The following is a 21,490-nucleotide window of genomic DNA, read 5'->3' as shown; positions in this document are numbered from 1 at the left end:
CTATCCGATCCGGATCAGTTTCTTGTTGACGAACTCGTCGATGCCGAAGCGCCCCAGTTCGCGTCCGAAGCCGGAGCGTTTCACCCCGCCGAACGGCAACTCGACACCGTCGGCGCCGACGACGTTGACGAACACCATTCCGGCGTCGATCTTGTCGGCCACCCGCTTGGCCTGTTCGGTGTCGGTGGTGAACACGTACGAGCCGAGCCCGAACGGGATGTCGTTGGCCAACTCCACGGCCTCATCCTCGGAGTCGACCTTGAACACCATCGCCACCGGCCCGAACAGCTCCTCGCGATAGGTCGCCGAATCGGGGGTGACACCGGTGAGCACACCGGGGGGGAAGTAGGCGCCGTCACGCTCGCCCTCGGTGACGAGGTTGGCGCCGTCGGCCACCGCGCGGTCGATCTGCTCGGCGAGCCGGTTTGCCGCACCCAGCGAGGACAGCGGCGCCAAGCCGTCGGCGGCCTCGATCACCTTCTTGGTGAACTTGTCGAGGAACTCGTCGTACAGGTCGGCGGCCACGATGAAGCGTTTGGCCGCGTTGCAGGCCTGGCCGGTGTTCTCGAAACGGCCCGCCATGGCGGCCTCGACGGTCGCGTCCAGGTCGTCGCTGGACAGCAGGATGAACGGATCGGACCCGCCGAGCTCCAGCACTACCTTCTTCAGGTTGCGCCCGGCGATCTCGGCCACCGCGGCACCGGCCCGCTCTGACCCGGTCAGCGAGACCCCCTGCACGCGCGGGTCGGCGATGGCGTCGGCGATCTGCTCGTTGGTCGCGTACACGTTGACGTAGGCGCCCGCCGGATAACCGGCATCGTCGAAGATCTGCTGGAGGGCCGCAGCGGACTCCGGGCACTGCGGGGCGTGCTTGAGCACGATCGTATTACCCAGCGTCAGGTTCGGACCGGCGAACCGGGCGACCTGATAGTAGGGGTAATTCCACGGCATGATGCCCAGCAGCACGCCCACCGGGCCGCGCTTGATCACCGCGCTGCCGTCCCCGTCGAGCAGCTGGATCGGCTCGTCGGCCAGGAACTTCTCGGCATTGTCGGCGTAGTACTCGTAGATCGCGGCGCTGAAGTCCACTTCGCCGAGGGCCTGATCCAGCGGCTTACCCATCTCGCGGTGGATGATCTCGGCCAGCTTCTCGCGGCGCTCGGTGTGCAACTCGGCCACCCGCCGGATCAGGGCCACCCGGTCGGCCAGCGTCGATGACCTGGACCATTCCCGATACGCCTTGGCCGCGGCGGCCAAGGCCTGTTCCATCTGCTCGTCGGTTGCGGTCGGGTACTCCTGCACGACCTCGCCGGACTTCGGGTCGACCACTGCGTACAGACTCATATCCCGTCCTGATGGTTTAGTGGTGTAAAACTTATGAAGGTTATATACCGCTAAACTTTGGCGGCGCAAGGGCCCGGCGGCGGACCGACTGGCGAAGGTGAGGTGTCCCGATGTCGCAGGAGGACATGTCAACCGATGAAGCCAGCGCCGATGACCTTCTCGCCGGTGTCGACGGGTGGATGAACCGGCTGGGCCCCAAGCTGCGCGAGCTGCGCAAGGAGCGGGAGCTGACGTTGGAGGCGGTCGCTGACCGCGCCGGGCTGACCAAGGGATTTCTCAGCCTGCTGGAGCGCGGCCAGACCACGATCTCGGTTCCCAATCTCCTCAAGGTGTGCGAAATCCTCAGTGTCTCAGTGGGTTCACTGTTCGACTACCCGCAGACGGCGGTCGTTCGGGGCGGCGACGGCGTGCCAGTGGAGATGGGCGGCAGCGGAATCCGCGAATTCCTCCTGACACCGGAAACTGAGCGCAACCTTCAGGTGATGCGCTCGGTGCTGCGCCCCGGCGGCGGCACCGGGGGCGCCTACACGCTGGAGTCGGAAACCATCTTCGTATTCGTCCTGCGCGGGTGTCTGCGCCTGATCGTCGACGGTCAGGAATCGGTCCTCAAAGCTGGCGACTGCTACACTTTCTCGGCCAAGGCGGTGCACTCCTGGGACAACCCCGGAGAAGACGAGAGCGAAGTGCTGTGGTCGATCGTGCCGCCGATCCCACGTAATTCCGGCCCGAATCGGGGCTGAACGTGCTCTACTGGCGCAACAGTTCAGTGCCGGGGAAGGTGTTGGGGTGAAGAAGTCAGCGGGAAAGCGGGCTGACGGCGAGCAATCGATCGCCGTCGATCAACGGGTCCGTGTCTACGTCGATACCGACGATGAGGCACGTGGCGTCGTTGTCGAGGATTTCGGCGACTTGGCGGGCCACGCCGTCGATCTCGGCGACATCCACATCGCGGATGCGGCGCGGCGCTGGGCGGTTCTACTGGACACCGGCACCCTGGTTTTCGTCGACAGCCACCAGATAGCGTCCGAGTAGGCGGGCCAGCGCTCCGGCATCGTGACCGGATCGCATCACAGTCCGATCGGGCCGGACAATCGCCGCGTTGGCATGACCGCCGCGCAACCAGGCCGCGAGTTCGCTGCCGGCCGACACCACATGGAGTGCCGCGCCGTACCGCTCGGCGACCCGGCGTTCCGCGGCGCTCGGTACTTGTGTCGTCACGAGCGCAAAGCCGTTGCCCAGCACTTCGTCGAGACGCCTGCCGCCGGAATCGATGACGTTGGGGCAGAGTCGCCCCGCCAGCTGACCCGGTTTGCCTGAGCGATGGATCAGTGCGGAGCGGTGCAGGGGTGGCGTCCTGGAGTCGACCACCCGTTCCCGCAGCCGGGGCAGTCGGTGAATTTGGGGAATGATGGAGCGGCGCAGCATGTTGCCGATCCGCCCGCCAGCCGTCATGGCACGACCGACCATCAGTGCGAGATCGATCATATTGCGTGCGTGTGGCTTTCGCTCCACCTCGTAGGTATCCAGGGCGGCGGGCGTCAGCGTTCCGTTGATCACGCCGGCCAGTTTCCAGGAAAGGTTCATCGCATCCCGCAGTCCCGCCCCCATGCCCTGGCCGACGAAAGGCGGGGTCAGATGAGCGGCATCTCCCAGCAGAAATATGTTGCCGCAGCGCCACCGGTCGGCGAGCTGGGCGCGAAACGTGTACTCCGCGACCCGAACCAGCTCGAGCTCGTCGAGTTTCGCATGTGCCGTCCACGGCGAGAGCAGCGGGTCCAGCGCGGCCAGGGTGCCGTAATCGCCGACACTCTCGCCGGGCCGCAACCGGAACTCCCAGCGGTAGCGCACATCGCCGATCCGCATGAAGGTGCCGGCCCGATGCGGATCGCACACTTGATGTACACCCGCCCACTGTCCCAAGTCGGCGGTGGTGGCCACATCGACGACCAGCCAGCGCTGCTCGAAGCGCAGGTCGCGCATCTTCGATCCGATCCGTTCGCGCACAACGCTGTTGGCGCCGTCGCAGCCCAGCACGTAGTCGGCATCGACGGCATGCTCACGGCCGTCGGCTCGGTCGGTGTACGAGATCCGGATGCGGCCCTCGGCCATCCCGACGACATCGGTGACTTCGACGTTGCCCCGCAGAGTGGCCAGCGGGTGGCGCGCGAGATTGGCCCGCAGCAAGGCCTCGAGCTCGGGCTGGTCGAACATGTTGGCTTGCGGGTAACCATGCGGTGCCCGGGCGGGGTCCCGGTCGAACTCGGCCAGGACCCGCATCTGCGGGTCCAGCAGGCGAAGGCCCAGCGCCGGCCGGGAGATCGTGGCGAAGTCCTCGGCGATCCCGACGCGGTGGATGATTCGGTACACCTCGTCGTCGAGATGCACCGCGCGGGGCTGCGGATACACCTGTTCGTAGCGATCGAGGATGAGACTGCGCACGCCGTACCGGGCGAGCAGGGTGGCGGCAGTGATGCCGGTGGGGCCGGCGCCGACGATCACCACGCGCGGCGGATCAGTGCAGCTCACGGCGCTCCTTACCCCGAACTGAGGAATTCATCAGTAATGAGAACCGGTAGTATCCGTCCCACCACCTGACGTTGGGGGACCCGTGACCGAAGTGCCGATGAACCGTCTGGAGCGCCGCAAACAGCGGACTCGGATGGCGTTGATCAGAGCGGCCCAGTCGATGATCGCCGCGGGCAAGCTCAACGTCCCGGTGTTGGAGATCACTCAGGCCGCGGACGTCGGGATGGGGTCGTTCTACAACCACTTCCAGAGCAAGGAGGAGCTGTTCGAGGCCGCCGTGAGCGATGTCCTCGACTCGCACGGAGCCGTGCTGGACGAGCTCACCGCCGATATCGAGGACCCGGCGGCCGTCTTCGCGTGCAGCTTCCGGTTGACCGGACGGTTTTTCCGCGAACGCCCACAGGAGAGCCGGATCCTGCTGGCCAATTGGGGGGCACTGCTGTCCTCGGATCGCGGCCTGGCCCCGCGGGCCATGCGCGATATCAACGCCGCCGTCGCGGCCGGGCGCTTTCACGTGGAGGATCCTGAACTGACCCTGTCGGTGGCCGCGGGCGCGCTACTGGGTCTGGGGTATCTGCTGGTTTCGCGTCCCGACCGGGATGCCGGCGCCACGGCCGACGCCGTCACCGAGGACGTCCTGCGGTTGTTCGGGATGTCGGCCGAGGACGCCCGCAATACTTGCGCACTACCATTGCCGGACATGGTGTTTCAGGAATAGGTAACCGTCATGCGCTGGGTGCCGAGATCGATGGCACCGTCGTCGGTGCGCACCGACGCCTCGATCACGTCCCCGTCGCGGAGGTATTTCGGGTTGTCGGCCTGGCGTTTGAAGAACGCCTTCCATTTGATCGCCGGGGGTAACAGCGAACCGATGATCTCGATGGGCTTCGGCGGAGCGCTCAGCGCCGTCCCGACGGGTGTGCCGGTCAGGATCAGATCACCGGCCGCTAGATCCTGGAAGCGGCTCAGGGATTGGAGTGCCTGCGCCGGGCGGTAGAGCATGTCGCCGGCGACCAGGGCGTTCTGCCGTTCTTCGCCATTGACCCGCAGCCGCAGCCGCAGGTCGCCGAAGCGGGCGAACTCGCCGGCGTCGACCAGCACCAGGGCTGGACCCACCGGGGTGAAGGTGGGATAGGACTTGGCTTCGTAGAACTGCGTCTGCGGCAGCTGGATGTCGCGCGCAGACACGTCGTTGGTCACCACCAGGCCGGCGATGTATTCGCTGAGGTTGTCGGCGGAAATGGTTGTGCCGACAGCGATGTCACGACCGATGACCAGCCCGATCTCCACTTCGTAGTCGAGGAACTTGACGTGTGGGGGTTTGTGCACGGGGGCGAACGGCCCGCTGATCGATGCCGATGACTTGCGGAAGAAGGTCAGCGGGGTGGTCTTGGGATCCATGCCGGAGTCGCGGACGTGGGAGGCGTAGTTCGTCATCTGGGCCACCACCCGGCATGGCGCGGTCACCGGTGAGCACATGTCGAGTTCCGCCACGTCGACGGTGTCGGTGCGCTGCGTCGCGGCGACGATGGCCGCCCGGTCGGCCAGCAGTTCGGCGGTGGTGCGCGCCGAGGTGGCGATTCGGGCGGCGCCGGTTGGGGCCAGCGCCCACCACGCGTCTGCGGTGCGAAGGACGGACATGGTCATGAGGCGGCAACTTTCAGCAGGCCGATGAGGCGTTTGACGTCGAACTCGTTATTCCCGCGCAGGGCAGTGAACATCGAAACCAGCTCGTGGCGAGCATGTTTGGGGCTGGTCCCGAGGAAGTCGGCGGTTGCCGGCGGACCCCACTGGGCCAAGCCGGACGCGGTGAACGGCGCCCAGCCGGCCTCCAGGGTGTTGTCGAACATGTCGCCGTCGGCATAGTGCTCGACCAGGAATCCGTCCGGGTCCCGCCAGTAGTCGAAGAGTTGGCTGCCCTGAATGTGCCGGCCGATACCCCATGACCGGACGTAGCCGCGCTCGCGCAGATACTCGCCGCCGGCGGCCAGCGCGTCGAGATGGGCGACCTGATAGGCCGAATGCACGTAGCGGTTGGCCGGCCCGAGCGCCAACGCCAGCGTGTGGTGGTCGGCCGGGACGGAGCCGCGGTCGCACCGGATGAAGCTCATGGTGGGTCCGCGGTCGCGTTGGCCGGGGAAGTAGAGGAAGTCGCTGACGATGAGCCCGAGGTTGTCCAGGTACCAGTTCAGCGTTTCGAGGTATTTCGTGGACTGCATGACCAGGTGGCCGAGCCGCTGCACGGTGGCGGGCGTTCGCGGGGGCCGCACAGTGGCGTTGACGCGGGTGGTCTGCCGGCCGACGTTGAACACATGCAAGGCTTGGGCCGGTTGTTCGGGCAGCTCGTGCAGCCCGGCGACCACCTTCACCGGGATGCCGCTGGGGTCGGTGAGCTGCACCGACAGGCCACCGAGTGACTCCGGCAGCGCGCGGGTGGGGGCGTTGGCCGCCCTGGCGAGTGTGGCCACGTCGACGTCGTCGTGGGCCTTGAACGCGATCCCGCGGAATCGGGTCTGCGGCCCGCGGCGGATGAGAAGGCACGGCGCCCCGGCGTCCGCGCCGCGCAGCTGCAGGTCATCGGCCGTTCGCGCGACCGTGTGGAAACCGAACGCCCGGGCAAAGGCCTCGGCGGCGGTCAGGTCGGGTTTGTCGAACTCCAGCCACGCCAGGTCGTGGACCTTGATCACCGGGTTGGCGGACCGGCCCGGATGCTCACCACGCAGTGCGCCCCGTTCGCTGTGCAGATCGTTGTGCGCGCCGAGAGTCATCAGTACCCGCCTCCGAAGATAATGACGAAATCGTCACATACGACGGAGTCCTCAGTCAAGTGAGCAAATCCACACCTCGGCATATACCCATAGGGGTATTCTGGAGGCAGAGTACAAGAGAGGTGGATGATGATGTACACGCGCACAAGGAGGTTCGCCGCCACGATGGGTGCGGCGGTCGCGATTGCGTTACTCGGCGGGGTGTCGGGCGGTCACGCGTACGCGGCAACGGGATCGCCGACGCAGCCGACGATCCAACATCAGGGGAATTCCCAGACGCTGATCATGGACCCGACCAAGAGTTTCGCGATGAAGGCGTCGCCTTCGGTGAAGGCCACGCCGTACTGGGGCGAGCCGAAGGCGGGTTGAGTTCCTCAGCCGAACAGGCGTCGCCGCCGCGCGGTCGGCGGGCGCCGCGAGGCGTACGGCCACGGGTTGTTGCGTTCGGGGACCGCATCGGCGCGAACCTGTTTGAGCTGAGCCCGCAGGTGGCTCCGCAGGTCGTGCAGGTCCGGGTCGGTCCAGCGATTGACCGCCTCGATCGGGTCGTCGGTCAGGTCGTAGAGCTCCCATTGATCGTCCAGGGGACTGGTCCGGTATACCTCGCCGCCCATCCCGTTGGCGGCCAGGTGGCGCACCCCGGGTTCGGTCCAGGTTGACGGATCGTCGAACGTGCGCACGAGCTTCCACAGGTGACCGTCCACCCGCGCGACGAGTCCCTCGAAGTTCGCCGCGGTATGCGCCGGAATCCGGATACGCAGCGGCGCGGGCGGGTTCACGGTCTGTTTGAGCCGGCGGCCGATTCCGGAGGCCCCGGTGTCGCCTTCGAGCATGTTGTCGCGGGTCATGATGTACACCGCGCGGTCCTCGTCGGCCGGTGCCCCGTCGACGATCGGCATCAGATCCCGCCCGGGCAGTGGATGCACCTCGGAGAACGACTCGGAAAGCGTCGCGGCGACCGATGCGACGTCGATACCGGCGGCGCCGAGCAGGGTCGGTACCAGATCCACGTGGGACGTCGGTGCCGTGACCAGGCGCGCCTCGGTGGCGCGATCACCGATCCGGGCGATGACGAACGGTACGCGCGTTGCTTCGTCGTAGAGGTTGAACCATTTCTGATGCAGTCCACCGTGCGCGCCGAGAAGATCGCCATGGTCGGCGGTGCGTACCAGTACCGCCTGGGCCGATCCGCCGTCGGTCACCGCTGCGCGCACCCGATCGATCGGGCCGTCCACCTCGGCGTGCAATCGGTAGTAGAGGTCGCGATAGCGCTGCGCACCACGGTCGTACACCCGCTGGATCGCCGCGGCGGGGCCGTACCCCGAGTAGTAGGACTCCCGGAAGGCGATCTGCGCGGCCGGCTTGGTGCGCAGATCTTCGTCGGCCGTGGGTGCCGCGGGGACGGGTGGGGGATCCATCGGTGAGGACTCCAGCGGGCTTCGGGCCGACCACATCGGGAACAGCACGATGTCGTGCGGGTTGACGAAGCTCGCGACAAGCAGGAACGGCCGCAGCGCGGCCGCGTCACCGGCGCGCCTGCGGGCGTAGCGGTCCTGCAGCCAGGCCACGACCCGGTCGGCGATCAATGGGTCGCGTCGGAATCCGCTGTTCGCCAATCCCGCTCCGTGTGGCTCGGGACCTACCCAGCCGGAGAACCCGAACGGGGCGAGCGGATCGGCGTCCAGATAACGCTGCACCGCGAACGGGTCGACAACGCCCTCATTATCGTTGGTCGCCAGCGACCCGCCGGTGGCGGGATCGGTCAGGTCGGCGTGCGAGATGTGCCACTTGCCGTCGTAATGGGTGTCGTAGCCGGCGGCCCTGAACCAGTTGCCGAGGGTCGGTACCTCCCCGTGCCGCAGCCACCGCATCCGCGAATCATCGAACACCTTGCCGATGCCGTCGGTCTGGGTGACGCCATGCAGGTCGGGATACTGTCCGGTGAAGATCGTGGGCCGGCTCGGGACGCAGGCCAGGGAACCCGTGTAGTGATGCCCGAAGCTGACTCCGTGCTCGTCGAACCATCGCCGACCAGTCAGCACCCGGTGCCGCCAGGCTGAGACATCGCCGGATTCGTAAGGAGGAGTTGCACGCTCCTCGTCGGTCATCACGATGATGATGTCGGGTCGGTCGGACGTTTCAGACATTGCGGGCCTCCATTCGCTTCGCCAGTCCGGCCAGCATCGCGTCGGACTGCTTGGCCAAGAACCGGCCCAGCACGCGTTCGACCAGCCCGGCCACCGGATTGGCGCCGAGGTTCACCGTGGTGGTCACGGCGACCTCGCTGCGTCCGTTCGCCGTTGGTGTGAGGGTCCAGCGGTTGCCCACCTTCAGTCGGCTGGGCAGGCCCTCGATGTCATAACCGAGTGTGCGCGGCGGACTGACGTCGGTGATCCGTTCGACGAGGGTGTTGCGCCCGACCTGCACTCGTCGCGATGTTCCGACCTGCGGACCGTCGGCGCCGTGCTCGAGAAGACACGAGTGATCCACGTTGTCGGCCCACGCGCTCAGCGCTCCGAAGTCGGCGAGGACATCCCAGATCGGCTGCGGTTCGGCCGCTACCGTGCGCGTGCGGCGAATCTCGACCACCGCACCATTCAACCGCAGGATCGGACCCACCGCTACGGTGATTCGGTGGGCTACGCTGCCCACGATGACCGAGCTTGTCCTTGCCCGTGCGCTCACCGACCTGACCGACGAGGTGGCACAGGTCCCCGCGCCTCCGGTTCCGGTCGTCGAACCACCCTATGCGCTGCGGGTGGCGACGGCGTCGGATGCCACGCTGGTCGCCGAGTGGATGAACCGGCCCCATCTTGTCCAGGCATGGGAGTACGACTGGCCCGTCGCGCGCTGGCAGGCACACCTGACCGCGCAACTCGCCGGGGCCTACTCGCTGCCGTTGATCGCCAGCCTCAACGGGATTGCCGGTGGCTATCTCGAGATATACCGGGCTGCAAAGGATTCGATCGCACCGTGCTATGACGCAGACCCCTACGATCTCGGATTGCATGCCGCGGTCGCGGACGTGGGTGCGCTGAACCGCGGCCTGGCGCCGCGGCTGCTTCCGCGGATCATCGCCAGCCTGTTCGCAACCGAACAGCGTTGCGTCCGTGTCATGTTTGATCCAGACCACCGCAATGCCGCAGCCCGGCGGCTGTGCGAGTTCGTCGGATGCCGGTTCCTGGGTGAGTACGACATGTCGAACCGGCGGATGGCGCTCTACGCGTTCGAGCGGCCGACCAACTCGGCGTAACCGTCGAAGTCGGGTTTCAGCCCGGCAGCGACCAGTTCCCAGAGGATTTCGTCGGTTCCTCCGCCCACCCTGGTCAGCTTCATGTCACGCCACCACCGGCCCAGCGGTGTCTCGTCGATGAGAAAAGCCGAGCCGCCGAAGATGTGCAGGCATTCCCCGGCAACCTCCTCGCCGAGTCGCGCGGCGGTGACCTTGAATCCCGTCCCGCTTACGGATCGTGGTCTGGCAGATCTGCACGTCCGAGCCACCGGCCTCCTCGGATGCGCCGATGCGCAGCACCGCATCGCCGTCGACGGCCTGTTCGCAGATCTCGCGCAGGTAGTCGGTTCGGGCGAACCGACGCAGGATCGCGATCCCCGAGTCGTGCAGGCTGACTCCCACAGCGATGCCCGCTGACATCTGGTCCCCGAGGGCGGATGCCAGTGCGATGAGCTTGCCCAGATGCTCGATCAGCTGACGTGGGAAGCGTTCGGCCACTTCGGTATCCGGCGGTCCACAGCGGCACCTGCTCGTCGAAGCTGGAGTCAGCTCTATGCATTCGGTCATGCGGTCACCGTCTCCAGTCGGCGCTGCACCTCCAGGCGGCGCAGTTTGCCCGAGGAGGTACGAGGCAGCGACCCGGGTGTCAGCAGCATCACGGTGGCCGGAGCGATACCGCAGATCGCGGCCACCCGTTGCGTCACCGCGCTGCGGGCCGCCGCTTCGTCGGGGCCGCGGAATTCGGCGGCCACCACCAGCCCCGGGCGTGGCGAACCGGCCGGCGTACCCACGGCGACCACCGCCCCTTCGCGTACGCCGGGAATCTGGGCGACCACCTGCTCGACCTCGCTGGGGAAGATGTTGCGACCGGCGACCCAGATGATTTCCTTGGCCCGCCCGCAGACCACCAGACCGTCGTCGGTGAGATAGCCGAGATCTCCGGTCGGGAACCAGCTGTCGGCATCGATGGATTCTTCGGCGAGGTAGCCGCTCATCAGCGAGGTGCCGCGGATCTCGATGTGTCCGACGCCGGGCGGGGCGCTGTCGATCGGCACGGTACGGATCTCCATCCCTTCGATCGGTGGACCGAGAATCGCCTGTCGCTGTCGACCCGTCGGGCCGTCGACGTCATCGATCAGTAGTCCGGTACCGGCGGCGGGCATGGTTACCGCGCAGACGGATTCGGCGAGACCGTAGGCGGGCGCGGCCGCCGACGCGTTGAATCCGAACGGTGTCATAGCTGTCGTGAATCTGTTGAGGCCATCGCAGTCGATCGGTTCACCACCGTTGATCGCGATCCGGACACTGCCCAGATCGACATCGCTGACCCGCCTGGCGTACTTGCCGATCAGGTTGTAGGCGAAGTTGGGACCGGCGGTGATCGTGGCGCGGCTTTCGGACAGCCACTTCAGCCACCGGAACGGCGAGGCCGCGAACGCGGCGGTGGGTGCCAGCCAGAGGGGAATGCCAGCGATCGCGGATGTGACCAGGCAGGTCAGTCCCATGTCGTGGTAGAGCGGCAGCCACAGGCATCCCGTGTCGCCGGCGGCGTCCATGCCCAGCCGGTGGACCAATCCACGGGCATTGCTGAGCACGGCCTTAGGCGACAGTGCGGCGGTGCGGGGGTGGCCGGTGGACCCGGCTGTCCCCTGAAGGACGGCGACATCGGTGTGTACGGCGTCGGTGTCGCCGGCCCGATGACGGTTGGCTTCCGAAAGGTCGCGCACGGTCACCGGTGAGTCGTCGTGTTTCAGCAGGTTCAGTTCGGTGCCATGGCTGAACACGGCGCCCACGCCGATATCGCGGAAGCGATGCAAGGTGGCCGTCGCCCACTGGGCCGGATCGGCACCTCGGGTCATGGTCGGCAGGATCGACACGGCCCGCCCGGAGATCAGCGCACCGAAGAGTGCCGCTACCAGTTCGATCGTGGGTTCGCCGACCAAACCTATTGCACCGCTGCAGTCTTCATTGATGAAGTTGGCTGCTCCCTGGGCACGGTCGTGTACCTCGGGCCACGGGTGGCCCCGCCAGGTGTCGGTATCGCGATCGAGGACGATCAGCTCGGCGGTCGACGACGTCATCGACTCCGTGAGTGCCGATGCCAGCACGTTCATCTGTGTGCCTTGGCCGATGTCGTCTGCCCAGCGGCTCCTTTGTTCCGGATAGCCGCGTCGAGATCGCCAAGAGTGTTGCAGGTCAACAACTCTTCCTCCGACAACACGACGCCGAGTTTCTCCTCGATGGCCACCATGCCGACGGCGAAGGCCACCGAATCGAGTCCGACCTCGTCGATCAGATGGGAGTCCGGCGTGAACCGCGACAGGTCGATCTGGAGGTCTTCTCGGAAGATGCTCGCCAGGTCGCCACTGATCGTCGATGAGTCCATGGCTGGGAAGGGTACGTCATTACCTTTGGTAAGGCTACCCTTATCACACTGAAGGTAGCCCCCAAACTTCGGCGCGCTTGTCCGACAATGGCACCGTCGGCGACCGCGGGAGGTGTTGGGGGAAGAGGAGAATCCATGGTCAGACACCGCCCGATCGCGCTGGCACCGCTTACGGTGCTCGAGCTCGGCCCCGCCGAAATGGTCGACTGCGCCGCCCGGGCGGGGTTCGATGCTGTCGGACTCCGCCTCATCCGGGCCACCGCCGAGGAGCCGCCACGCCCGACCATCGGAATGACCCGGCTGATCCGCGAAACCCGCCGCCAGCTCGACGGCACCGGCCTGGCGCTGATCGATATCGAAGTGCTGCGCCTGACACCGCAGAGCAGGGTGCGGCACGACTTCACCGCCTTCATCGAGACCGGGGCGTACCTGGGTGCCAGTCAGATCTTGGTCACCGGAAACGATCCCGACCACGCGCGTCTCGCTGATCATCTGGCCGAACTGGCCGATCTGGCCGCCGACTACGATCTGACGCCGAACCTGGAACCGATGCCGTGGACGGACGTCGAGAATCTGCAGCAGGGCGCCGCGATCGTCGCGCGCTGCGGACACTCGAACGTCGGGCTGCTGGTCGACGCGCTGCACTACGACCGTGCGCTGAACACCCCCGAGCAGCTAGCGGCGTTGCCCGTCGGGTGGATCCGCTACGTTCAGATCTGCGACGGCATGGTCGAGCGCCCGACCACCATCGAGGCCTTGCGTTATCAGGGGCGCAACGCGCGTCTCTTTCCCGGTGCCGGGAACATCGACCTGGTGGCCATGCTGCGTGCCTTACCGCCCGAGGTTCCGGTCAGCGTAGAGGCGCCCGTGCTTTGGCAAGCTCCCGCCATCGAGCGCAGCCGTGCAGCGCTACGTGGCGCGCGTGAGGTACTTGACCTTGCGTACACCGGCTGCCGGCATCCGGCGTGAGTGTGCCAACGGAACCGCCTATGTCGCAGTACATCCTGCGGCAAGGACGTAGGCGGTTTGGGTCCAGCCGAACCCGAGACCCTCGAGAGATTATTTCAGCGAGGGCTGGCGGGATTCCCGAGATGCCGACGATGCCAAGCTCAACCCGTTTGACCTCGGACTTTCGGCGTGAGATGAGTTCAGTCGCGCGGCAGGCGGAGTTGGGCGACCGGGTGAAAACGGCCTCTAGTCGCCAGACGTAGGTATTGACCGGGGTGAAAGCCGATCCAAAGATGATGCTGCCTTTCTTCTCAGGAAACGCACAGAACCAGCGCCTGCCATAGCGGCCAGGCCGTGAATCGCAAAGGGAACGTATGAACGCGAAGTTCGGATATCGAAGAACTGCACCGCATTCCACACAAGAACACGTGTCGACGACGGGGGTCGCTGGGGCGGCGATGGTCGGGCTCTTCGCGTTGGCTGCGGCTGCCGCCGCGGTCGCACTCGACGAGCCGACGGCTGTCTCCGCCCGGACCGTCCAGGCGACTCAGATCCAACTCGTCTCGTGCGAGACGGTCGGCGGCCTCGCCGACCCAGGCTGCTCTTCGGCGCCCAGCGCCGCCAGCATCGTGACTCCCGACGCCTCCCAGTCGGTACTCGCCTCTGCGGTCGGTACCGGCGGTTGGCTGATCGGCAACGGCGCTGACGCCGCCGCGGACTGCATGGGAGCCGCCTGCAACGGCGGTAACGGCGGCATGCTGTGGGGTAATGGCGGAGACGGCGCCAACGGCGGAAATGGCGGCAACGCAGGATGGTTCGGTGGTAGCGGCGGTGACGGCGCCGCCGGCGTGGATGCCGTGTACACCGGCGACGGCACGCTGGTGTCCGCGGCCACGGCCGGCGGTGACGGCGGCAACGCCGGTCTGTTCGCCGGTAATGGTGGTAATGGCGGCGACGGCGGGTCGGACACCAACACCAGCGCCGCCGGCGAGGGCGCGAACGCCGTTGGCGGCAACGGTGGCAACGGCGGCGACGCCTCTCCGCTCGCGGCACTGAGCGCGCTGATGGGCGGGACAGGTGCGAGCAAGGCCGGTGATGGCGGCGAAGGCGGTTCAGCCTCTTCGGTTTACGGAAACGCCACCGGCGGCGACGGCGGTACGGGCGGCACTGCGCTTTGGGGATTGCCGCTTGAAGGTGACCCCACCGACTACGGCCCAGGCGCCGGCGGCGCGGGCGGTTCCGCGACGGTGGGCCTGGCCGATGGCACTGGCGGCACCAGTGTCCAGACCGCCCGCGGTGGTGCCGGCGGCGACGGCGGCTATGGCATCCTGTCCGGCGGCAATACCCCCGACGTGGTCGGCAACGGCGGCAGAGGCGGTAACGCGACCGCATACCAGGACGGAAGGGCCATCGGCGGCGATGGTGGCGATGGCGGCGGGCGTCTGATTGCGCGCAGCGCCAACGGCGGTCGGGGCGGCAGCGCCACCTCGGAGGCCGGTAGCGCCACAGGTGGCGCGGGTGGCTCAGGCGGCAGCAGTCAAATCTCCGGCCTCGGTGGCCGCGGGAACAACGGCGGCAACGCGACCTCCACCGAGGGTGGCAACACCACCGGCGGCCGGGGTGGCAACGGCGGTGACGGCGGCGCGATCGGCGGCAACGGTGGAAGCGGCCGCAACGGTGGCAGCGCATCCGGTGGAACCGCCCGTGGCGGCAACGGCGGCACCGGCGGTAACGGCGGCATCTCCGTCGGAAGTAGCGGCGGCACCGCTACCGGCGTCGGCGGCAATGGCGGTAGTGGCGGCAGCGCCACGTCCAGTCCCGGCAAGACCGCCACCGGTGGCAACGGTGGATCGGGCGGCAGCGGCGGTGGCGGCAAGGGCAACCAGGGCAACAACGGGAGTGCCAGCAGCAGTTAAGGTTCCGCGGCTCGACACGCATTGATGCGGGTACGGGTCCCGGCTGGACATCAGCCGGGACCCGTACCCGCCGCCGTTTCAGGCCGAAAAGGTAGAGCCCCACGCGAAGTTAGCCTGCCCTAATATCTCTGCGGGGCGCGCTGGAGCTGGTCGGAATGGCGGAGGTATGTGATGAAGGTCTGCGTTGTCGGAGCAGGTCCATGCGGACTCACGACCATAAAGCAGCTCCTCGATGAAGGCCACGAGGTCGTGTGCTTCGACAAGAACCCTGACATCGGGGGTATCTGGCTTCGTCATGACGGCGATGGCGCCACCATGAAGGCGTACGACGATCTGTACCTGACTATTTCGATGAAGCTGATGGCCTACTCGGACTATCCGTTCCGCGGGGTCCGGATGTTCTACTCGCGGGCTCAATACCTCGAGTATCTCAGAGCCTACGCGGACCGATTCGGCCTCGGCGGACGGATCCGATTCGCCAGCGAAGTCACGAACGTCGAACGGGTTGAGCAGCATTGGGTCGTATCGGTGCGCCGCGAGGGTATCGATTCTCGGGAGCTGTTCGACGCGGTGGCCGTCTGCTCCGGACCGTTCAAGACGCCCAACCGGGCCAGCGCGGGCCTCGAGGATTTCGCCGGGGAGATCGTGCATTCTGCCGAGTACCGAAACAGTGATCGCTTCCGGGGCAAGCGTGTTCTCATTGTGGGTCTGGCCGAGTCCGGCGCCGATATCGTCCGCCAGATCGGCGGCGTCGCGAGTGCCTGCACGCTGTCAATCAGGTCATACACCTACCTGTTGCCGAGAGTGTCGGACCGTAGGAGGACGACGGATCACGGCACGGTGCGGGCGCACCACCACGAAATGTATCGGCGTGCTACCACCTATCCCCTCGTGCTCGAATCATTCTGGGGCCGAGACCCGCTCGCAAAGGCTCTCTTCCTCGTCATGACGGTGGTTTATGGGGTAGCCGCGATGGTGCTGGGCGCGCTGGGTGCGTACCGCGAGAGGTCCGGCGCGCGACCGACCACCAACCCGATGGGCGAACCCGTCGAGCCGGCGAAGCTCGATCTCGGCACGCTGGACAACGACGAGAACTGGCACTTGATCGAGACCTGGAATCGTCGCTCCCACCCGGACGGCAGCTGGAGCCCGCGACGTATCTTCTGCAAGAACGTCAGCTTCATCCCGGCAATCGCTGCCGGCCGAGTAACGCTGAACGATAGCGGGATTGCGAAGGCCGACGGTAGCAGGATTGTCTTCGAGGACTCGTCGGTCGGCGAATTCGACACCGTCGTGCTGTGCACCGGCTTCGAACATGATTTCTCGATCGGCGAACTCCGGGTCAAGGACGGCAACGTCGGCAACCTCTACAAGCACTTCCTGCTCCCCGACCACCAGGGGACGGTGGCATTCATCGGGCTCATCCGGCCGTTCTCGGGTGGAATACCCGTATGCGCGGAGATGCAGGCGCGCTACTTCGCGCGGGTGTGCAGCGGCAAGCAGCGCGTACCCGACCATCTGGATGAGCTCATCGCTCGGGACAAGCAATGGGAGGACCATTGGACGTCGCTGAGCCCGAACCAAACCGAGTCCATCCCGTCGCAGGTTCTGTACCTGGACGCGCTGGCACGTGAGATCGGCTGCCTTGTCCCGATGAGCAAGATGCTGTTCAACCCGAAGCTTTTCATCCAGCTGTGGTTTGGCAGCTTCAATCCGTCCAGCTACCAGATTGTCGGCCCGCACAACCTCGGGAGTGCGGCCCTGACTGACCTCTATTCCGAGCCTGTCGAGAACCGACGCGACATGGTGCTCCGCCATATCGTGCTGCAGTTGGCACCGCCTTCATTTCACCCGAAGCATCTCATGGGCAGACCCCAACTGAACTGGGCCGGGGATCCGCTTCTGGGCGCGCGCTACGCTTTGTCGGGTCCTTTGACGGGTGGGTTGGTTTCCGAGAGGGTCGTGCGTTGAGCGATGCCACGCGGTGACGCACTGCAGGGTTTGGCCACCCTGGCCGTCATCGTTATCGGGTCGGTAGTCACCGGCAATATGATCACCAGGATCGGCCGGCCCAGAGCTCTCGGGCCGATCGCTGTCGGCATCTTGGCCGGGACCGCACTGGCTTCCTGCCCTGAATCCACTCGGGCAGAGCTCATCTCGACTGCGCCCGGGCCGCAATGATCCAGTCGACCACCGCGTCGATGTGTGGCGCTCGAACGATCGAATGGTGATCACAGTCCAGAACATGAGAGTCCAGTCGACCGGTGAGGATTCGCCGCCACAGACGTGGGTCGTCGGCGTTGAGGTGACTGCGGATGAGCAGCGCCCGGCCGTCCCACGGCGCGGGTCGGTGCCGGTAGGCGGCGATCATGCCGACTTCCTCGACGGCCCGGGTCTTGCGGTTGTAGTCCGCGGAGAACAGCCCGGCCAGCGGAACGGTCTTCTGTCGTTCCCACCATGTGCTGAACCCGTTCGCGTCGTCGGTTTGGAGCGTCACGGTCGCGCCCGGAAGGTCCCTGCGGGCATCCCAGGCAACCCGCGGTGAGAGCCAGGGGTCCAGCAGGACGACCATCTCGACGGTCTCGTCGGCCGCCTGAAGGGCGCGGGCCGTCTCGAGAGCGATGTGGGCCCCGAGTGAATGGCCGATCAGCGTGTAGGGGCCATGTGGCTGCACGCGGCGCAGATCCTTCCAATGCCGCTGGACGGCACGGTGTATCGACCAATCCGGGAGGGCGCGTTGCGAGAGTCCGCTCGGTTCGAACGCATACACCGCGGTCTGGGCCCCGACGCGCTCGGCTAGCGGGAGAAAGCACAGGGCGGAAGCACCCGCTCCGGTGAAGCAGAACAGCGGGGCGGGAGACGTATCGGCCGATAGCGCCCGTAGCGGCGTCGTGGTCGGCTGCAGCCGGTGTCGTTGCGCCGGTCTCGTGACTGCCCGGTGGGCGGCGGACAGCTTCGTCGCGAACGCGGCGACGGTGGGTGCGCTGGCAAGATCGGCGGGGTTCAGCGCGATCCCGTGAGACTCGCGGAGGGTGACCAGCATCTGCGCAACGGAGAGTGAATCACCGCCCAGTGCGTAGAAGCTGTCAGTGCGGCCCACCCGCTCGACGCACAGGATTTCTCCCCACAGCGTGGCTATCACTGATTCGTCGACACCGCAGGGTGATTCGAATGCGACCCGGCTCGGCTTCGGCAGCGCCATCCGATCGACCTTGCCGCGGTCACCCCGGGGCAGATTGGCCAGGATCTCGATGTTCGCCGGCACCATCCACGGCGGCAGGTCGCGGTGCAACCGTGTGCGCAACTCGGCGACCGACGGCGTACGCGCTGTCGTGCTGGGCGCGACATAGGCACTCAGTGCCGGTTTCCCAGTGCGGTCGGCGACCACGGCGACTTCGCGGATGTCGGCATAGGACGCCAGAGTCGCTTCGATCTCGGCCGGTTCGACGAGGTACCCGCGGACCTTCACGGTGCTGTCCGCCCGTCCCGAGAACACCAGGTTGCCCTGCTCGTCCCACCGTCCCACATCGCCGCCGGTGAACGTCGTCGTGCCGTCACCGTTGGCGACGAAGGTGGCCGCCGACGCTGAGCAGTCCAGATAGCCGGGGCCGAGGTACTCCGACGTGATCGACACGATCCCATCGTCGTCGATCTGGATCCTCTTATGCGGCGAGGCAATTCCGACCGGGATGATCCCGCGGGGGACCGGCGCTGTCGGCGGGATGTCGTGACTGGCGATGGCCAACGTTTCGGTCGAGCCGACCCAGTTCGTGATCACCGCGGCGGGCGCAAATTCGCGCGCGAGTTTGACATGGCGTGCTTGGAGGGGCTCCCCGGTGGTGACGATCCGCTCGACCTGCGGCAATATCGCACCCGCCGCGGCCCGGTGTAGAGCGTCGACAAATGACGGCGTGCAGGTGATCACCTGAGCCCGCGCAGCCCGGATCCGGTCGAATGCATGCCGTCCACTGTGCTCGCGCGGATCGACGGCGATCACCTCGGCCCCGCCCAACAGCGAGCCGATCAGGACGTTGAGCCCACCGGCGAAGCTGATCGGCATGCACAGCGCTACCCGCCGGCCGTCGGCGAGGCCGAAGCGGTCGTTCAAGAGTTGAGCGTCGGCCAGCCACAGTCCGTTGGTGTGCAGCACGGCTTTCGGTGTGCCGGTAGAGCCAGAGGTGAATTGGATGCTGGTGACGTCACGGATGTCGGTCTCGGTGCCCAGCGTGCCGGCGACGCACTGGATATCGGAGGGCATGTCGACCGGCACCACCATGAAGTCGTGCTCGGCGAGGATTCCCCTGATCGCTGTGACGCGGTTGTCGGGGGTCTCCGGGTCGAGCGCGACCACGGTCGTCCCGGCAGCGACGAGGCCGAGAATGGTGGACACCGTCTCGGGGGTGAGGGTGGCGGGCACGAGGGCGGCGCGCGCCGGCCCGCCACCGTGCAACGTGCACTGGCGCACCGCACATGCTGCACCGAACAAGTCCTGGTAGGTGACGCTCTGGGTGGATGTGCGCAGCGCAACCCGGCTCGGGTGCCGGCGTGAGGTGGACTCGAAGTGCGCTGCCACAGATCGATATTCGATGTCCCGCTGAGGCGGGACCGGCACCGGTGGTGTGTCTGACGGCCGCTGGGCAACCGGCCGCCGGTGGACCCGGCGGCGGAACGCGAGGATAGTGACGGCACCGGCAGCAGCGGTTGGCAGGCTGCTGAGTAGCAGTCGGGCACCGTTCGTCCTATTCGGCAACGTGGACTCGACGGTCGATGGGGTGGACGGAATTGAACCGAAGAGCCGGTTGCTGTGCGCGATCGGTCGGGATGTCGCGCGATCCGATGTGGAATCCCGGGGGAGACATCTCGGGCTCGAGGCGGCGGATGGGTCGGCGCGCCGCGGCACGCCGGTCGCGCGCGGCTGTCTCCAGGAGGTCGGCCGCCGCGGTGACACTGTCCTGTGGTGTGGTCATCTCCTCGGCGATCCTGGCTGCGCGTCGGCGATACCGGGGCGCCAACACCGTCTGCAGACCCGCGCGGATCGAGTCGGCCGTCGCGATCGAAAACCGTTCGGAGGTACCGACGCCGAGCTTGGTGACCTGCTTGGCCCACAGTGGCTGCTCCGCGCTGATCCACAGGATGAATGTCGGTGCGCCGGCGCGTAGTCCCGCCGCCGTGGTGCCCGCCCCACCGTGGTGTACCACGGCGCGGCACTTCGGGAACACCGCGGCATGATTGACGTTGCGCACGATGCGCACATGCTGAGACGAGGTGTCGGGAACGTCCCACACCCCAGAACAGATCAGTGCACGTTCACCCAGGTCGGCACACACCTCGGTGATCATCGCCACCGCCGCCCTCGGGCATCCGATCGGCATGCTGCCGAACCCGAAATAGATCGGTGGCGCGCCCTGGCCGATCCACGATTCGGTTTCCGCGTCGGTGTCGGTGTCGAGCTGGAGCGTGAGGGAACCGATCAACGGTCGGCGCCCGGCCCACTCCTGCGCCAGGCCCTCGAAGAACATCGGGTCGTAGGCCTGGATCTCGACCGCGCCCGACTCGACGATGCGTCGGATTGCCCGTTTGCGCGTTCGCGGCAATCCCAGTTCGTGCCGCTGGGCGGTCTCGGCTTGCTTCATCAGCCGCCAGTAGACCGACTCGGCCATCGGCCAGATCGCGCGGGCGAGCCATCCGGGTACTCGGGGGAACATCACGCTGTTGGCCCGGAACGGAAAGTAGTGCAAGGCCGCAAGCGGCGTGTCGAGGTATTCGGCGACGTTCGCGGCGACCTCTTGGTAGGTGGTACCGGTCAGGATCAGGTCGGCATCTCGGGCCAGGGCGACCAGGGCGGTGTTCATCTCGGCCCACCCCTGGCTTAGATAGTCCGCGAGTTCGCGCCACTCCCCGCGCGGGTTCCGTATCCCCCAGGACTTGCGGAAGATCGAGGCTTCCAGCTGCTGTTGAGAATCAACGCCGTAGGGGAGTGCCCGGGCGATACCGCACGCCTGGACGAAGCCGACCAGGTTCGGCGGGACGGCCATCGACACGTTGTGGCCGCGGCGGTCGAGTTCGAGTGCCACCGCCGCACATGGCTCGACGTCCCCACGGGTGCCGTGTACGGCTATCGCGAACTTCATCGCGCCAGTTGCCTCCATCCTGCGGTGCGAAATAGGCACCGAAAAGTAGCCGGGCCAAGCAGTTTTGGTCACCCGCTCGGCCGCTCCGCCGGCTGTGGAGCGATCGAGCAGGGCGGCTCACCGCCCTGGCCGGAGGGTCATCCGGCGCTCGGTTCTGGTCATTATGGCCGGGCGAGCGCCGCCGTGGTGGGCTACGTCCGGGCGATCCCCTAAATGGTGGCTGGTGCTATCGAAAACTC

General features: G+C 66.7%; 18 protein-coding genes and 1 pseudogene. 8 read left to right on the top strand and 11 right to left on the bottom strand.

Going from position 1 to position 21,490, the window contains the following annotated elements; all coding sequences use genetic code 11:
- Nucleotides 1-1,344: an NAD-dependent succinate-semialdehyde dehydrogenase gene (locus tag ORI27_RS20095; protein WP_265998737.1), complete on the bottom strand. Its 1,344-nt coding sequence runs from the start codon at nt 1,342-1,344 to the stop codon at nt 1-3.
- Nucleotides 1,345-1,454: 110 nt separating this feature from the next.
- Here ORI27_RS20095 and ORI27_RS20090 point away from each other — a divergent pair, with 110 nt between their 5' ends.
- Both ORI27_RS20090 and ORI27_RS20085 read left to right on the top strand, forming a co-directional pair.
- Complete coding sequence (locus tag ORI27_RS20090; RefSeq protein WP_265998738.1) at nt 1,455-2,084, top strand: helix-turn-helix domain-containing protein; 630 nt, start codon at nt 1,455-1,457, stop codon at nt 2,082-2,084.
- A 46-nt stretch (nt 2,085-2,130) separates the two neighbouring features.
- A complete protein-coding gene (locus ORI27_RS20085; RefSeq protein WP_265998739.1) occupies nt 2,131-2,376 on the top strand; it encodes a hypothetical protein in 246 nt (81 codons plus the stop codon).
- On the opposite strand, the gene mhpA is transcribed toward ORI27_RS20085, so the two are convergent.
- Nucleotides 2,320-3,870, bottom strand: coding sequence for a bifunctional 3-(3-hydroxy-phenyl)propionate/3-hydroxycinnamic acid hydroxylase MhpA (gene mhpA / locus ORI27_RS20080; RefSeq protein WP_265998740.1), 1,551 nt, complete (start codon nt 3,868-3,870; stop codon nt 2,320-2,322). The two genes, ORI27_RS20085 and mhpA, sit on opposite strands and share 57 nt — an antisense overlap.
- 97 nt (nt 3,871-3,967) lie before the next feature.
- On the opposite strand from mhpA, the gene ORI27_RS20075 reads away from it, so the two are divergent.
- Nucleotides 3,968-4,588: a TetR/AcrR family transcriptional regulator gene (locus ORI27_RS20075; RefSeq protein ID WP_265998801.1), complete on the top strand. Its 621-nt coding sequence runs from the start codon at nt 3,968-3,970 to the stop codon at nt 4,586-4,588.
- Here the strand turns inward: ORI27_RS20075 and ORI27_RS20070 are convergent.
- Both ORI27_RS20070 and ORI27_RS20065 read right to left on the bottom strand, forming a co-directional pair.
- Complete coding sequence (locus ORI27_RS20070; RefSeq protein WP_265998741.1) at nt 4,579-5,517, bottom strand: fumarylacetoacetate hydrolase family protein; 939 nt, start codon at nt 5,515-5,517, stop codon at nt 4,579-4,581. The genes ORI27_RS20075 and ORI27_RS20070 overlap by 10 nt on opposite strands.
- A complete protein-coding gene (locus tag ORI27_RS20065) occupies nt 5,514-6,638 on the bottom strand; it encodes a VOC family protein (protein ID WP_265998742.1) in 1,125 nt (374 codons plus the stop codon). Before ORI27_RS20065 ends, ORI27_RS20070 begins: the two co-directional genes overlap by 4 nt.
- Nucleotides 6,639-6,764: 126 nt before the next feature.
- On the opposite strand from ORI27_RS20065, the gene ORI27_RS20060 reads away from it, so the two are divergent.
- Nucleotides 6,765-7,007, top strand: a complete 243-nt coding sequence (locus ORI27_RS20060; protein ID WP_265998743.1) for a hypothetical protein — start codon at nt 6,765-6,767, stop codon at nt 7,005-7,007.
- A 5-nt stretch (nt 7,008-7,012) separates the two neighbouring features.
- Here the strand turns inward: ORI27_RS20060 and ORI27_RS20055 are convergent, their stop codons facing one another.
- On the bottom strand, nt 7,013-8,785 hold the full coding sequence (locus ORI27_RS20055) for a sulfatase-like hydrolase/transferase (RefSeq protein WP_265998744.1): 1,773 nt from the start codon (nt 8,783-8,785) through the stop codon (nt 7,013-7,015).
- The gene (locus ORI27_RS20050; RefSeq protein ID WP_407666377.1) at nt 8,778-9,227 is read right to left on the bottom strand and encodes an SRPBCC family protein; all 450 of its coding nucleotides are present in this window, start codon (nt 9,225-9,227) and stop codon (nt 8,778-8,780) included. The genes ORI27_RS20055 and ORI27_RS20050 overlap by 8 nt, the downstream gene beginning before the upstream one ends.
- A 64-nt stretch (nt 9,228-9,291) precedes the next feature.
- Between ORI27_RS20050 and ORI27_RS20045 the strand changes: the two genes are divergently transcribed.
- On the top strand, nt 9,292-9,891 hold the full coding sequence (locus ORI27_RS20045; protein ID WP_265998745.1) for a GNAT family N-acetyltransferase: 600 nt from the start codon (nt 9,292-9,294) through the stop codon (nt 9,889-9,891).
- Here ORI27_RS20045 and ORI27_RS20040 read toward each other — a convergent pair.
- The 3 genes and pseudogenes from ORI27_RS20040 to ORI27_RS20030 form a co-directional block, all read right to left on the bottom strand.
- Nucleotides 9,858-10,429 (bottom strand): annotated as a pseudogene (locus ORI27_RS20040) (acyl-CoA dehydrogenase family protein). The gene ORI27_RS20045 and the pseudogene ORI27_RS20040 overlap by 34 nt on opposite strands.
- Before the next feature lie 4 nt (nt 10,430-10,433).
- Nucleotides 10,434-11,984 (bottom strand): long-chain-fatty acid--ACP ligase MbtM, encoded by a 1,551-nt coding sequence (gene mbtM, locus ORI27_RS20035; protein WP_265998746.1) that lies wholly within the window; start codon nt 11,982-11,984, stop codon nt 10,434-10,436.
- Nucleotides 11,981-12,256, bottom strand: a complete 276-nt coding sequence (locus ORI27_RS20030) for an acyl carrier protein (RefSeq protein ID WP_265998747.1) — start codon at nt 12,254-12,256, stop codon at nt 11,981-11,983. The genes mbtM and ORI27_RS20030 overlap by 4 nt, the downstream gene beginning before the upstream one ends.
- 135 nt (nt 12,257-12,391) lie before the next feature.
- Here ORI27_RS20030 and ORI27_RS20025 point away from each other — a divergent pair, with 135 nt between their 5' ends.
- The 3 genes from ORI27_RS20025 to ORI27_RS20015 all read left to right on the top strand — a co-directional run bounded on the left by ORI27_RS20025 (nt 12,392) and on the right by ORI27_RS20015 (nt 17,091).
- A complete protein-coding gene (locus tag ORI27_RS20025) occupies nt 12,392-13,225 on the top strand; it encodes a sugar phosphate isomerase/epimerase family protein (RefSeq protein WP_265998748.1) in 834 nt (277 codons plus the stop codon).
- A 407-nt stretch (nt 13,226-13,632) separates the two neighbouring features.
- Complete coding sequence (locus ORI27_RS20020) at nt 13,633-15,120, top strand: hypothetical protein (RefSeq protein ID WP_265998749.1); 1,488 nt, start codon at nt 13,633-13,635, stop codon at nt 15,118-15,120.
- A 171-nt stretch (nt 15,121-15,291) separates the two neighbouring features.
- Nucleotides 15,292-17,091, top strand: coding sequence for a flavin-containing monooxygenase (locus ORI27_RS20015; protein WP_265998750.1), 1,800 nt, complete (start codon nt 15,292-15,294; stop codon nt 17,089-17,091).
- Between the two features lie 181 nt (nt 17,092-17,272).
- Here the strand turns inward: ORI27_RS20015 and ORI27_RS20010 are convergent, their stop codons facing one another.
- Both ORI27_RS20010 and ORI27_RS20005 read right to left on the bottom strand, forming a co-directional pair.
- Nucleotides 17,273-19,693, bottom strand: a complete 2,421-nt coding sequence (locus tag ORI27_RS20010; RefSeq protein ID WP_265998751.1) for an alpha/beta fold hydrolase — start codon at nt 19,691-19,693, stop codon at nt 17,273-17,275.
- A 166-nt stretch (nt 19,694-19,859) separates the two neighbouring features.
- Nucleotides 19,860-21,251 (bottom strand): glycosyltransferase, encoded by a 1,392-nt coding sequence (locus ORI27_RS20005; protein WP_265998752.1) that lies wholly within the window; start codon nt 21,249-21,251, stop codon nt 19,860-19,862.
- Between the last annotated feature and the right edge of the window lie 239 nt (nt 21,252-21,490).

It is taken from the genome of Mycobacterium pinniadriaticum (assembly GCF_026242045.1).
In the GTDB taxonomy this organism is placed as follows: Bacteria; Actinomycetota; Actinomycetes; order Mycobacteriales; family Mycobacteriaceae; genus Mycobacterium; species Mycobacterium pinniadriaticum.
The sequence above is the reverse complement of the archived record's forward strand: the minus strand, read 5'-3'. Positions and strand labels throughout refer to the sequence as shown.